Raw genomic sequence first — 14,612 nt, 5'->3', positions numbered from 1 at the left:
GGCAAAAATTGCCACAAGTATTTGAGCTATGAATAGTCAGTGTACTCCAAACAAGGTCTTAATCTCCCCAAGAGATAATCCTTGGGGAGGGGTGGGTTAGCGTTTTTTCTGGAATAAATCGAAACGCACTTCGGCAGAGTACAAGCGGCCAATGGCAGGAGACCCAACAAATTCGCGCTGCTCTACATTGAAGAGGTTAGATACCCCTGCTCCGATGGTGAGCCAAGGCTGAGCCTTGAAGCCAGCGCTCAAGTCGACAGTGGTAAAGCCACCTAGTGCACCGTGATCAAAGTTTTTGAGAATCTGCGTCGCACGTGGTAAACCCGTTACAGGGTTGATTCCGGGTTCTACTGCTACTACCCCACGTCTACCTTTGCCCTCCCGTGTACCGATTTGGCTACCTGAGTAAAAATCAAATTCTTGTACCCAACGAACGCTCAAGTTGGCGTATAAGCGGCCTTGGGCTAAATTTTGTACTCCAAGGCTGAATACTGCGCGATGCTCAGGGGCATTGAGTGAGGCTTCTTCGGCAGATACGTATCCATCTTTGTTTGCGTCGTTTTTAATGTTGTTTCGGTCAGTGATATCCGAGCCAAACCAAGAGTATTTCACCCCAATGTTGAGGTACTTGTTGGGGTAGTAGTTCAAGCCCAAGTCTGTGCCATAAGAGGCTACTTCGCCGTAGTTGAAGTAGGTCAAGAAGAATGCAGGGCTGGCAGGAGTAACCGGACGATCCCCTACACGCAGCGCTGTGCCAAAGAGTGTGATGGCAGGACTGAGGAAGTTGCGTGAGTTGCCATAGTAGCCGTTCAAGTCAATAAAGAGTTTTTTGTTGGCTACTACGCCTTTGTACCCAATTTCGAAAGTGCCGATTTCTTCAGGCTTCAGCGGCTCTGTCACGCGCTCTACTCCACCAGCATCGCGGTAAGTAACTCCAAAACCATTGCCAAATACGAGGTTAAACACGTTGGCAGATTGGAACAAAATAAGCGGTGCGGCAAAGGCACGGCCATAAGAAAAGCGGAAGCTACCACCAAGTGCATTGTATACCAAGGCAGCCTTTGGTGCAAATAGATTGCCAAATACACTGTGATTATCCAAGCGAGTCGAGGCCACAATCTTGAGGTTGTTCACTACTTCGCGGTCTACTTGTACTACCCCACCAAACTGAGATACGGTGATGAGGTCTTGTGTGCCGTCAGGTCTCCGTCCATCTACGAGCGATGTGCCAAAAGTATTGGGGCGGTCGAGTTGATAGCTCAAGCCTGCGATGACATTAAAACCACCAAAGTTATTATTGTACTGTACTTCGGCATTGAGACGCTGAGACATTTCGGCAAATTGGTTGCCCGGGCGGAGTGCAAAAGCCTCTGCCTGTTCTTCGGTATTGCCCAAAGCACGTCGTGTTGTATAATCACGGGTATACGGGAAGATGCCATATGTCCGCCCTACTTCTGTCCAAGTATTGTAGACTTGTGCAAACCAACGAGGGGATACAAAGCGCAATTGTGCATAAGAGAACGCCCAATCACGGATTTGGTTACGACCTACATTGTTAACAGCCAAAAAATTATTGATGCTTCCTCCCCAAGAGGCAATAATATCCATATCATTATTGATGCTATAATATGCTGCAACTTCACCACGGATATGGCGGAAATTGAGGTCTACATTACGCTCTGGCACTGCTGCGGCAAACCCCGCTACATATACACTGTCTTGAAAGTCGAAATCGCGCCCAGAGGTGTATTCGCCTGTTACTTTAAAAGCAAATCGGTCGCTGACTACTTGCCCGTGGCGCAAACGTGCAGACACGACGTTTTGGTTGCCCGCGCCCAACGCTACGGTAGTACCTTGGTATTTGCGGGGGTCTTTGGTCAAGGTATTGACAATACCGTTGTGTGCATTAGGCCCATAGAGTGATGATGAGGGGCCGAGCACTACTTCTACTCGCTCAATGTCTTCTTTGATGACTGTATTCATAATACCCGCAGGCAAGCCGCTACCACCGGCCATCATAGAATTACGACCATCGGTCATGGATAAGATTTTGGCATTAAAAGCATTGTTGAAGCCCCTAGCATTGATCCCTACCCCGTTAACACCAGTGCGTACAAACTCTACTCCTTGGAGCTTGGAGGCTAGTTCTCCTACGTTGAAAGACGCCAAACGGTCAAAATCAGTAGCCGTCAAGACACTAATTTGTGAAGGCGACTCAGTAAGCTTCTCGGGACGACGCGAAGCAGAAATTACCACCTCATCACCCATAATGACAGAAGGGCTTAGCTGAACACGGATATCACTAGTAGATCCACTAATGGTTTGCTCAAAAGAACCAAAACCTACACTAGAAACGATGATTTTGAAGGGGGGAGTCATCGTAGTCTGAAGGCTAAAATTTCCCTGCACATCCGTAATAGTACCTTGCGAAGAGCCCTTTACTACGATACTAGCGCCAATCAATCCCTCGCCGGTTTCGGCATCGGTAATTCTACCCGAAACGGTAGTTTGCGCCCAAGCTGAGGCGCTCCAGAGGCTTAGCAGCAATACCAGCGCTGCCAGCTGTGTGAGTTGTGTAAATCGTTTTTTCATGATAGTTGTACAATTTGAATGGAATTTGATTCGACCGAAGTTGAGATGTATCAAGTGTGATAAAATTTATCCGACTACAGTACCGGGGTTTGGCTAAGGACACGGGAGGCTTGGCGTTTGCGCACTACCAGCCAGACAGTCCATGCCACCACTACCGAGGCCACAATGGCCAAGGCCGAAGCCACACCGGGGTTACGCACCGCCCCTTGGGTATAGGGCGTAAGGCCGCCATAATACACACTAAAGTGTACCACTACTGCCGTTATCGAAGCACTCACCGGCACGGCCAAGGTGATATGCTTCGCAAAAATACCTACCAATACCGGCACAAAGGCGGCTGAAAAGTAGGCATAGACACCATTTTGGGCAAAGATTCCCACGCTTAGATTGGGGGCAAGGATTTGCTCGTAAGACAGCCATACTGCCGCCACACCCAAGAGTACTATCACCAAACGGTTGAGCACCATTTCGGCTATCAGGCCGCGCCCGGCTTCGTCACGGATAAGGCGATTGCCAAACAAGGGCTTCAGGATGTCTGCCGTAATCGTAGTAGAAAGGGACTGTATCAGGCCTTCGAGGGTAGACAAGCCAGCGAAAATCAGCCCCAGTACTACGACCAAACCAATGTATACCGGAAAGCGCGCCACAACATAAGTAGACATAATCTCGTCCATCTTGAGCGCCTGCCCACCTAGGGTCAGGTCGGGGAATTGCAGACGGGCATACAAACCCACAAACACCACGAAGAAGAAAATAACCTGAGCGCTCATACCCGTAAGGAGATAGCGGTTTACTTCCTGTTCTTCTTTGAGTATAAGGGATTTGGTGATGATATGAGGCTGACAAACAATGGCCACCCCTACTACTATCTGGCAGAAGATGACCTCGAAATAGTCTCTGAAGAGCAGGCTCTGTGGGTTGGTCCAGCCCACGAGGTTAGTATCGATGGCCGCCAACTTGGCTACAAAGCCTTGTACACCTTGGCTAAAGTGCTCATAGCCTGAGCCTAGCAGAACAAACGACACTACTAGCATCAATACGGCTTGGATGGTATTGGTGTAGACCATCGCATTGGCACCGCCAAACATCATGTACCCAAACACAAACACCACAATCCCAATCAACACATACAGGGGCGCTACATTGAGCGACTTAGAGAGGATGGTTGTCAGCCCAACACATATTAACACAATAAAGGTGAGCAAGAGCAAAGACAAAAAAGCAAAAAACATCGCATAGCCTTGGCTACCATAGCGGCTGCCCATCCATTGCGCCATCGTAAGAGCGCGAACTACCTGCCCTTGAGAACGAAAGCGCTTCGTCAGGACATACAACGACAACATCGCCGCCGCCGGCAATACCACCGCCAATGATAAAAAGCCACTCAGGCCATACAATGCGATAAAGCCCGGATTGATGATAAAGGTGGCTGCACTTGTCATCGAAGCGGCCAACGATAACCCTACGGCTACAGGAGAAAAATGCGTACTGCCTACGGCATAATCAGCCATACTGCCGGTGCGGCGCGCCGCCCTGATAGTCAAGACCAATACTACCGCTGCATAGAGCGAAATCAAAATCCAAGTAGCTATGATGAGTTCGTTAGAAGCCATAATTTTCGTAATTGCATTCAGCCTACACAGGGCTGTACCTTTTAATGTTTTTCACGGAATAGTTTTATCCCATATGATTATGATTCAAAGGTAGCTTGTACAAAAACAAGGATTTTTAGAACTTTAGTAAACAGCCTGTTTTTTGAGGTGAACGGATGATTTTTGCTGGGTGAATGGAGATTCTAAAGAGGGATAATATCGACTATAAGGCCTATTAGCCATATAAATAACAATATATACCGGCCAACACCCATTATTTAATTGTCAAATATCACTCAAACAAGCATTTTATCGCACTGATGGTTATCCCAAAAATAATGTATCTTTGCAAAGGTCTCCCCGAGGACTTCACACCTTACTAAACCCTCACTAGGCTTCCGTTTTGTGTATGAAAATAGTTTGTTATCGCCCACCTTTTGTCGTGTTATTGGCCTTAGGCTGTTTTTTTGGGAAGCTGCTCTCTGCACAAACCATGCTCAGCGAGCAGGAGCTACACCAACAAAAGTATGTCAACAGTTTGGCCGAGGCGCTCCAAGCGCCCGAAAAAGTATATCGCTTGCGCCTAGTGGGGCAAGAGCTAAAGACCTTCCCCCGCGAAATACTGCTTTTGCCCAACCTACAAGAGCTAGACTTGAGCAACAATGCGCTGCGAACCCTGCCCGACGATTTCTACAAACTACATAAGCTTGAGTACCTCAACCTTTCGTTCAACTCTCTACGGTATTTGCCTAAGGTGTTAGACAGCCTCGAACACCTGCGAGAGCTGGAGCTCAACAACAATATCTTCGATAGCCTACCTGCCCAATTGGCACAGCTACCCGCTCTAAAGTCGCTTTCTGTCAATGCCAACCGCCTGCGCCATTTCCCCCCGGTATTGGCCAAGATGGAACATCTGGTGGCTTTGTCCTTGGCCGACAACCAAATCAGTGAAATCCCTGAAACACTCAACCAACTACGCCACCTAGAGCGCCTACAGCTAAGCGGCAACAAGCTGATGACCCTACCTCATACCATCGGAGGGCTGAGCCGCCTACAAAGCTTAGACCTTAGCCGCAACCTGCTCCGAGCGCTCCCTGGCGACATCGGTACTTTGCAACAGCTGCGCTCCTTGTACCTCCAAAACAACCGCCTCCAGCAATTGCCCGAAAGTATTGTCAACCTCAGGCTACTCGAAGGACTGTACTTATCCGAAAATCACCTCCCCCGACTGCCCGAAGGCTGGGCACAACTCCAAGAACTACAAATACTAGACCTGGCCCATAACCAGCTCACGGCCTTGCCCGCAGGGCTGATGCGTACCCCAAAGCTGCAGAAACTATCGCTCAACCACAATAAAATCAGCCAACTCCCTGCTTGGACCGAAGCTTGGCCACAGATGCGCTTTTTGGACATTGGCTACAACCAACTCAGCCAACTCCCCGATTGTTGGAAGCTTTGCCCCAATCTGCAACAACTCTCTGCGCCCGAAAATGCCCTTAGCACACTCCCCCCCAGCCTGACAGAGGTCAGTACCTTGCAGTACCTTGTGTTGTACAACAATCAACTCACGGCCTTGCCCGAAAACCTCGGACAGCTACAACAACTGCTGTACCTAAGCCTCACCAACAATCAGATTACGGAGTTGCCCAAACGCTTTATCCAGCTCGAAAATCTCAACTACCTAGAGCTGAGCTACAACCAGTTGGCAGCCTTGCCCAAAAATTTTAGCCGCCTCAACAAGCTACAAACACTTGGCCTTGGACATAACCGGCTCAATCAACTCCCTAGTGATTTTTTTAAGAAAATGACCGGCCTACAACAGCTCTTCCTTGATGGCAATCAACTCAGCCAACTCCCCGACGGATATCAAGGACTAAGCGCGCTACGAGAGCTGTATATAGGCCAAAACAACCTCAGCGAACGAGACAAAAACCGCCTCACACAGGCATTACCACAAACTATGGTGGTTTTTTAACCCCCCATCACAATGCCTTCTGTGTGATATTGCCCTATTCACCACCCCTTAGCCCTCTCTCCCACAATGTCGCTTCATATTTTAGAGCACCACTCCCTATTGCCTTACAATACCTTTGGCATTGATGTCAAAGCACGCTATTTTGTGTCTGTACATACCCTCGACGACCTCCGTGATGCCTTACGTCATTTTAGCCAAACACCCACCTTGATTCTGGGCGGCGGAAGCAATGTGTTATTTACCCAAGATTTTGAAGGCCTTGTGTTGCACATTTGTCTCAAGGGCATCGATTTACTCGAAACCGGCGAAAATGGACGGGTATGGGTATCGGCAGCTGCCGGAGAGCCTTGGCATCCCTTCGTACAACATTGCTTGGCGCAGGGCTGGGCTGGTTTGGAGAATCTGTCACTCATCCCGGGGACTGTTGGGGCTGCCCCTCTACAAAATATAGGTGCTTATGGTATGGAGTTGAAGGATGCCGTCTATCAGGTCAAAGCCCTCAATAGGCAAAGCCTTGAGATAGAGGTTTTTGAGGTCAAAGACTGTGCCTTTGCTTATCGTGAAAGCGTTTTCAAACGCCAACTCAAAGACCAATATGTGATTACGGAAGTGGTGTTTGAGCTGACAACAGGCATCCCTACCCTACGCCTTGGCTACGGTGATATTCAGGCAACTTTGGAGGCGATGGGCTGCCAAGACCCTAGCCCTCTAGAAGTAAGCGAGGCTGTTTGTCGGATTCGCCGGAGCAAGCTCCCTGACCCGGCAGAGATTGGTAATGCAGGTAGCTTTTTCAAAAACCCCATTATCCAAACAACACAATTTCTAAAGATTTCCCAACAATACCCTCAGATGCCTTCTTATCTGCTAAACCCGATGGAGGTCAAAGTACCTGCCGGATGGTTGATTGAGCAAGCCGGATGGAAAGGGAAGCGCCTTGGGGCTATCGGGGTACACCCCAAGCAAGCACTGGTATTGGTCAACTATGGTGGCGCGGCCGGACGGGAAATAGCTGCTTTGTCTGCTGATATTCAGGCGGATGTGATGCAAAAATTTGGCATCCAATTGCAGCCCGAAATCAATATTATCGGCTGATTGTGTCTAGATATTTTTGTACCCCACAGTTCGATGGAACATAGCCTCGTAGCCTATACACAAGCCGGTCTGGAGTGCTAGGTTACCTTTCCGAAATGTCCGCTGCCCAGTGCATCACCTTAGCCCAAAACACATGAAAATCAACAGCGTAACCCTAACAACTAGCAAATTAGCAGCTTTGCGGTCTTTTTATGCCGATACCTTGGGCTTGCCCTTGTGCTTGGACGAGGCGCAACGTTTTGCTGTAGTCATAGGTCAAAGTACGCTTTGTTTTGAGCATAGCCCTGAGGCTGCTTCGTATCATTTGGCTTTCAATATTCCTGAAAATCAACTGGAGGCAGGGCTTCTTTGGCTCCAACAACAAGGTGTCTCAGCGCTGGATTTTGAGCAAAACATCATCATCGACTTCCCCAATTGGAACGCCCACGCGCTGTATTTTGTAGACCCTGCCGGTAATGTGTTGGAATTGATTGCCCGCCACGATTTGGACAATGCCCAAACCAAGGCATTCTCAGCGGACAGCTTGCTCAATATCAGCGAAGTAGGCCTTCCTTGTCCTGATGTAGGCCAACTCTATGCGTGGTTATCAGATTTTTGCCGCGTGCCGGTCTATAGCCATATCAGCAATATGACCAAGTTTTGCGCAGCCGGCGATCCCCAAGGCTTGTTCATCATTGTTCCTTTGGAGCGGCCTTGGTTTCCGACCTCTGTGCTCAACGGCCTGTATCCCTTGAGGGTTACGATTGAGGGGACGGAGGCTGTAAAGGCGATGCCTCCTGGGCTTCCGTATCAATTTGAGTTGCTTGCCCCTGCGCAAAAATAGGCAAGATGATATAAAAACAAGTTCCTTTGCCTACCTCGCTCTCTAGGCGTATCTGCCCGCCCATCGATTCTACCTGAGAGCGGATAAGGTACAGCCCCATCCCGCGCCCCTCGCGATGGAGGTGAAAGCGTTTGTAGAGCTTGAACAAGTGCGGCCCAGCAGCCTTGAGGTCAATCCCGAGGCCATTGTCGCGAAAGGTCAACTCGAAACGTGTCTCATCAGCCCGTCGGAGATTGACTTGTATATGGGGCGGCTTACCCTCTTGGCGGTATTTGAGCGCATTGCTGAGCAAATTGAGGAAAATACTGCGCAAATAAGGGCGTACAGACTGGATGATTTTGAGCTCAAATACTGCCTCAATACAGGCGTTGGTCTGCTCGATATCAGATTTCAGGTTGAAGCAAGCCTCATCAAAAACCTCTTCCGGATCTAGTGCCTCAAAGGCTGTGCTCAAGCCTTTTTTGACTTCGAGCAACATATTGAGGTCTCGGATGATATTATCAAGGCCTACGGCTTCGTCGTGTATTTTTTGGGTAATAAATCGGCTGTCTTCATTGAGCGTTGTGGGGTCAAGGATGCGTGAGAGTCCGATAATGCGCGCTACAGGTGCTCGCAGGTTGTGTGCCATCAAGAAGCCCGATTGTTCGAGCTGATAATTTTGCTGCATCAGCTCATCATTGATAAGCCGGATTTGATGTAAGCGTTCGGCTACTTCTTTTTCGAGGTTTTCGTTATATTGTTGGAGCAGTTGGTTTTGTGCCTCAATGGTATCCTTGGCTGACAGGAGTTGCTGGTGTTGGCGCTCAAAGATGTCATATTGTGTTCGTAGCTCTTGGCTATATTGGAACAGCTCCTCGTTTTGGGCAGTGATTTCTTCGTTTTGCTTCTGAATCTCCTCCTCCCTATTTTTGAGCATCAAGTAGGCCTTGCGCAGCACTCCTTCGCTGGCTTGGATACGCTTATACAAGAGTTCCAGCTCTTCTTGTTTGGCACTGATAAGGTAGTTTTGCTCTAGGAGATGTTTGTTTTGTTCGGCTATTTCGATTTGTGAGGCTTCTAGGGCTTGGGTACGTTCGCGCACTTTTTGCTCAAGTATTTGTTGTTGTTGGGTAAGCGAGTCGAGGGCCTCCTTCCGGTCGTGCGCCATTTGTTTTTGGTGAATGTACAGCTGCGACGAAACACTCAAACCCAAAAGCACTAATTCTACAAAAAAGCCCAACTGCGGCACCTGAAGCATCAGTTCTGTGCTAGGAATCACTCCCGTTCTGCTAAGAATAATGATGATGATGGCCAGCAAATAGGTGAGCCTTGAGGCCAAGAAAAGCCCATTTTGAAAGGGGTTCTTGGGCACTAGGTAGGCCGATTGGATTGTCATCACCAGAATGGTGATGAATATCGGCCAAACCGTTGGGATGGGGGCATTGACAAACACCGCGTTGTATGCGGCCAAACCTAATAAAATCAAAGCCCAAGCGCCAAGCCCTCGGTGAATGATTGGGGTGTGTCTCTGTGTTTCTAGCAAACTGACCATCAAACCCATTGCCGGAATAAGGCAAATCAAATACAGACTCAACCGGTAAGCTTGGAGCCATTGTGCCAGTGCCGGCCATATATACATCAGCTGATTGGTATACAAGCCTGTAAGTGTGGTAAAGCTAACAATATGGAGGCAATACCAGCCCAAACTTGCCCTAGGCCGGTACAAAAACAACAATAAGTAATACAGCAACATCACCAATACCAGACCCCAGTACATCCCTTGCCTTAAAATATCACGCTGTAGATAGCGTAGTGTTTGGGCTTCGGTACGGAAGCTAGAGGTCAGGACACCCACATCTTTGACCCAAATACGGACATAATAGGTTTGGATATTGGGGGGAATGGGGAAAAATAATCCACTATGTGGCAGGTATCTTTCGGACAAAGGCCAGTAAGCCCCACCTTCATACTGGTGTAACTGCCCATCTTGAGTCAGTGCATAGATACTGACACTATCCGTGGTAGAGAGCGCCAGATGAAAATAGGTCAAGGGTTCTTGGGTATTGGGCCAGTGGCTGATTCTGAGCCAAAGGACATCGGTAGGTTTTTGTTTATTAAACACCAAACTCTTATTGCGTTTCAGCGACTCAAAGCCGGTTTGCGCATCAGTAAGGCCTTGTAATTCTTGCCACGAGAGCGCCGCAGGAGCCGAACTCCAAACGTATATTTTGGCTCCGGCAGCCTGTAATCCATCCAATGTATAGGGCTGCGCCGAGAGCTCGTGCTTTCCCAACCAAGTTATCAACCCCACACAACATATCCCATAACACAGCAAGCAGAGTATCCCCTCGGCCGGTCGTCTGGCCGGCGTTTTGGGAGATCTGTGCGCATCTAGGTTATCCATTTGTTGTATCATAGGGTCAATAGTCATTCCGAACTGCTAGGTGGTGCAATGTTGGATAAATAACAAACGACTTTTTGAGGAGAAACATACACCCAAACATCCATACCATACAAATACACCGCCTAAGACAGGGACAAAACTCACTGCTTGGCCATCGTCTGGCTATGTATGCCTACATTGCCAAGAGCTGATTACAAGGGTAAATCTACCAAATACCTTTGACTAAAACGCACAACTTAGTCAAAAACTTACGTCAAAAGCCTTATAAAACTACGCAAACATTTGGTATTTGCGCAATAAGTACGAATGTTATCACATTCAAGTACACTTTTTGCTATATCTTTGCTTGCTCTACAACAGCCTTGTATATTCGTCAAAATACCAATTCCAAAAGTCGCATAAGAGGCAACTATCAAGCACTGGCCAAAACTGTTTATGTGGGTAAAAAAAATATTGCTTTTGTATCTATTTGTTGCGCTAAGTTGGGGAGCCCTTTGGGCGCAAAACCCCTACGTAGACAGCCTACAAGCCCGCCTAGCCTCCAGTAGCCCTTCGCGCCAGAGTATAGATTTGCTCAATGAGTTGGCGGAGATTTTTATGGCGATAGACCCTCGCAACAGCAGGGACTTCTTACAACAAAGCACCCAACTACACGACCAACTGTCTCAAAAAGGAGATTCCTATGCCGCAGGCAAAGGTTATTCGCTCAATCTTTGGGCCTTACTGGCCATTTATGAGGGCGACTACGCCAAGGCCGAAAGCTATACTTACCGCGCCAACCAGCAGGCCATCCAAAGCCGCAGTACCAAGCTCGAAGCCAAGATATACCAAACACGCGCCCAGCTCAAAATCGTGCAAGGGGATTATGCTGATGCTTTTGACTATGCCTTGACGGCGCTCAGGCTGAGTGAGCAGCTACAAGACCGCCTCTTGCAGGCCGAAGCACACTACACCCTCGGAAAGGTATACAATGCGCTCCAAAAATATCCCGAAGCCCTCAAGGCTTTTCAGCAGGTACTGAGGCTACTGCCCCACAAGCAGTCGCCAGTCTTATTGGCCAAAACTTATAACAATATCGGCGATACACACCTGCGCCAAAAACAATACCACCAAGCGCGCACAGCGCTCAATACGGCTTTTCAGCTCAATGACAGCCTTGGCTATCAAGCGGGCAAAGCGGCCAACCTTATCACTATTGGCGAAATATATGCAGCACAAGAAAACCACTACAAAGCCCTAGAGTATTACCAAAAAGCTTTTGAGCTTGACCAAGCCCGCAATAGCCGCTACGAAATCATCTACGACTACAACAACTTTGGTGAAGCATACCAAGCGCTCAATGACTACACACGCGCCATAGAATACCACCAACGCGCACGCCGCGCCGCCGAGGAGATAGGGCTGCGTAATGAGCTGCTTCGCGCCTCCAAAGGGCTGGCCGATAGCTATGCCGCACAAAATAACTACCGTCAGGCCTATTATCATCACAAGCAATATACAGCGCTGAGAGAGCAGATTTTTGGCAAAGATGCCACCGAGCAGCTACTAGACCTCCGCAGCAGGCTCGATAAAGCTTCGCTCAAAGAAAAAATAAAAAGCCTAGAGCAAGAAAAAACCTTACAACAAGCCAACGAGCGCCAACAAACCACATTGGCCTACAGCGCCCTGATTGGCTTAGGGCTGGCGCTCATTATTGTAGTGTTGTTGGTATTGAACATCAGGCAGGCCAAACGCTCCAATCAGTTACTCGAAACCCAAAAGGCAGCTATAGAAGCACAGCGTGCAGATATTTTACAAAAAAATATTGAAATAGAAGCCCAACGCGACATTTTGAGGGATAAAAACGACGAAATCGAACGCCAAAACCTTGATATTACCAATAGCCTGCGTTATGCACAGCATATCCAACAGGCGATGTTGCCCTTGCCCGAGCGCATCAGCCGCCTGATTCCCGAGTTTTTTATCTTGCTAAAGCCCAAGGCCATTGTCAGTGGTGATTTTTATTGGTATAGCGAAATCGACCCCTCACCCATATTTACCCCCGCTCCGGCCAATACACCTGCCTCTGTGCAAAGTATTTTCCAAGGCTTCGATGGGCGCAAATGCCTCATAGCCTGTGTAGACTGCACCGGCCACGGTGTGCCCGGCGCTTTTATGAGTATGATAGGCAATGAGTTGCTACACCAGATTGTCAATGATCGGCGCATTCATTGTCCAAAGCAAATTTTGGAGGCATTGCACACTGGGGTGCGCGCCGCCCTCAAACAAGAGGACTCCGGCAATGATGATGGCATGGACATCGCCCTCTGCCTCATCGACCCAAGTAACCAAACCTTAGAGTTTGCTGGTGCTAAAAGCCGTATCTTGCTCGTAAGCCCCTCTAGAGTACAGGAGGTCAAAGGTGGGCATAAACCCGTAGGCGGTAGGCAGCGCGAAACATACCGGCAGTTCGAAAAACAGACCTTGGCCATTGCCCCAGATACGACGCTGTATATGTTTACGGATGGTTATGAAGACCAGTTTGGAGGAGCCAATGGGAAAAAATTTATGCGCAACCAACTCAAAGAATTGCTCGTGTCTATTGCCCCACTACCGATGCCCGAGCAGCGCAAACGCCTTGAGCAGCGCTTCACCCACTGGCGGCAAGGGCACGAACAGATGGATGATGTGTTGGTAATGGGCTTTAGAATGCAATTCAATCACATAGACGATGAAGAGCTATAACTCCTTCTTTTGTGTCAGCTGGGTGCTGGCAACCCTAGTTTGGCCTTATGTTACCCTGACTGCGCAAAGCGCGCAACCGCATTTTGGCGCGGCCCAATACCAAGGGCTGCCCTATCGGATTTACTCGCCCTCACACCAAGATGAGGCGGTAAAATACCCCTTGATTGTGTTTTTGCACGGCGCGGGAGAGCGCGGCCACGACAACAACGCACAACTCACACACGCAGCGGCTTGGCTCACCCTCACACAGCTACAAGCCAAGCCTTGTTTTGTGTTGGTTCCTCAATGCCCTCCCAATGCCCGGTGGGTCGAAACAGACTGGGGAGCCGAACATCACACCCAGCCCATAGCCCCCTCAATCCCTCTCGGCTGTACAATGGAGCTGCTCGATTCTCTCCTGACGGCCTTGCCTATCGATACCAACAGGCTATACTTGGTCGGCTTGTCAATGGGTGGATTTGGTACTTGGGACTGGATTGCGCGCCAACCTCATCGCTTTGCCGCCGCTGTACCCATCTGTGGAGGGGCTGACGAACAAACCGCCGCCCGGCTAACACATTTACCCATCTGGGCTTTTCACGGTGCGCTAGACAATGTCGTCAAAGTAGCCCGCAGCCGCAGGATGATTGCTGCCATCCGACAGTATGGCGGCCAACCTATCTATACCGAATACCCCGAGGTCAAGCACGGTAGTTGGATACCGGCACTCCAAGACCCCAAACTACTGCATTGGCTGTTTGCCCAACAAAAAAACTAATGCCACATTACTCTTCCTCCTCCTCTTCTTCTGGTGCTATCCAAACAGTTTTTTTCCAAAAATCAGCCCACACCTTGGCAATATCTACCTGATTATCAGTCATTAGTACAAAGTGATACTGTTGATTCAGGCTAAAAAAAATACAGTGCCATAGGCGGTACAGTTCCTCCCCCCGCTGCCAATCATAGCGCAAGGTGAGGGCTTCATAGGCCTCAATGAGGGTGTCTGTAGTCGATACCAAACGCAAACCCTCCTCCTTCATCTGCCGGGCAATCTGTTGTCGCATTTTTTGCAGATAACGTTTATGAAACTTGGGGTGATAGCTTTTCTGTACTTCATTGTAGCTCAACAACAATAGGCTGTGTTCGTCCTTGGCTTTCAGGCTATGTTTGCCCTCGACAAGCTGCCACGAGGTATCTGCCGGTACCCACACCTGAAGCTCTCCAGACAGTATCACGGATACAGTGGTGTTATTTTGCCCCTGTACTCTTAGGGAGCCCCCCAAAAACATACCGGCAATGATAAGACAAAAGAGCTGCTTCATAAATCGAAATAGGGGTTTCATAAAAATGCCGTAACCTTTACCTACCTAGCTATCGTACAAACGAGCGTAAGTAAGGGACAAGTAATCATACTGACGAGAGCCCTCAAGCTCCAAAGATGATTGTTCATTT

9 protein-coding genes are annotated in these 14,612 nt (G+C 48.9%); 5 read left to right on the top strand and 4 right to left on the bottom strand.

Features of this window, described 5'->3' with window-relative positions; genetic code table 11:
• Window positions 1–96: 96 nt before the first annotated feature.
• Complete coding sequence (locus tag G499_RS0101880) at window positions 97–2,592, bottom strand: TonB-dependent receptor (RefSeq protein ID WP_026998534.1); 2,496 nt, start codon at window positions 2,590–2,592, stop codon at window positions 97–99.
• 74 nt (window positions 2,593–2,666) lie between these two features.
• Window positions 2,667–4,205, bottom strand: coding sequence for a sodium:solute symporter family transporter (locus G499_RS0101875; protein ID WP_026998533.1), 1,539 nt, complete (start codon window positions 4,203–4,205; stop codon window positions 2,667–2,669).
• A 388-nt stretch (window positions 4,206–4,593) separates the two neighbouring features.
• Here G499_RS0101875 and G499_RS18365 point away from each other — a divergent pair, with 388 nt between their 5' ends.
• The 3 genes from G499_RS18365 (at window position 4,594) to G499_RS18360 (ending at window position 8,074) form a co-directional block, all read left to right on the top strand.
• Window positions 4,594–6,159: a leucine-rich repeat domain-containing protein gene (locus tag G499_RS18365; protein WP_051295834.1), complete on the top strand. Its 1,566-nt coding sequence runs from the start codon at window positions 4,594–4,596 to the stop codon at window positions 6,157–6,159.
• Window positions 6,160–6,225: 66 nt separating this feature from the next.
• Entirely contained in the window at window positions 6,226–7,251 is a 1,026-nt protein-coding gene (murB, locus tag G499_RS0101865; RefSeq protein WP_026998532.1) for a UDP-N-acetylmuramate dehydrogenase, read from the top strand.
• A gap of 133 nt (window positions 7,252–7,384) precedes the next feature.
• Window positions 7,385–8,074, top strand: coding sequence for a VOC family protein (locus G499_RS18360; RefSeq protein WP_051295833.1), 690 nt, complete (start codon window positions 7,385–7,387; stop codon window positions 8,072–8,074).
• On the opposite strand, the gene G499_RS20815 is transcribed toward G499_RS18360, so the two are convergent.
• On the bottom strand, window positions 7,989–10,484 hold the full coding sequence (locus tag G499_RS20815; protein ID WP_051295832.1) for a sensor histidine kinase: 2,496 nt from the start codon (window positions 10,482–10,484) through the stop codon (window positions 7,989–7,991). The genes G499_RS18360 and G499_RS20815 overlap by 86 nt on opposite strands.
• 432 nt (window positions 10,485–10,916) lie before the next feature.
• Between G499_RS20815 and G499_RS0101850 the strand changes: the two genes are divergently transcribed.
• On the top strand, window positions 10,917–13,181 hold the full coding sequence (locus tag G499_RS0101850; protein WP_161627670.1) for a tetratricopeptide repeat protein: 2,265 nt from the start codon (window positions 10,917–10,919) through the stop codon (window positions 13,179–13,181).
• A complete protein-coding gene (locus G499_RS0101845; RefSeq protein ID WP_051295831.1) occupies window positions 13,168–13,938 on the top strand; it encodes a carboxylesterase family protein in 771 nt (256 codons plus the stop codon). Before G499_RS0101850 ends, G499_RS0101845 begins: the two co-directional genes overlap by 14 nt.
• Window positions 13,939–13,945: 7 nt before the next feature.
• Here G499_RS0101845 and G499_RS0101840 read toward each other — a convergent pair whose 3' ends face one another.
• Window positions 13,946–14,482, bottom strand: a complete 537-nt coding sequence (locus G499_RS0101840; protein WP_026998529.1) for a hypothetical protein — start codon at window positions 14,480–14,482, stop codon at window positions 13,946–13,948.
• Window positions 14,483–14,612 lie beyond the last annotated feature (130 nt).

The organism is Eisenibacter elegans DSM 3317 (assembly GCF_000430505.1).
Taxonomy (GTDB): Bacteria; Bacteroidota; Bacteroidia; order Cytophagales; family Microscillaceae; genus Eisenibacter; species Eisenibacter elegans.
Note: the sequence above shows the minus strand (reverse complement) of the source record. Positions and strands in the feature narration are given on the sequence as shown.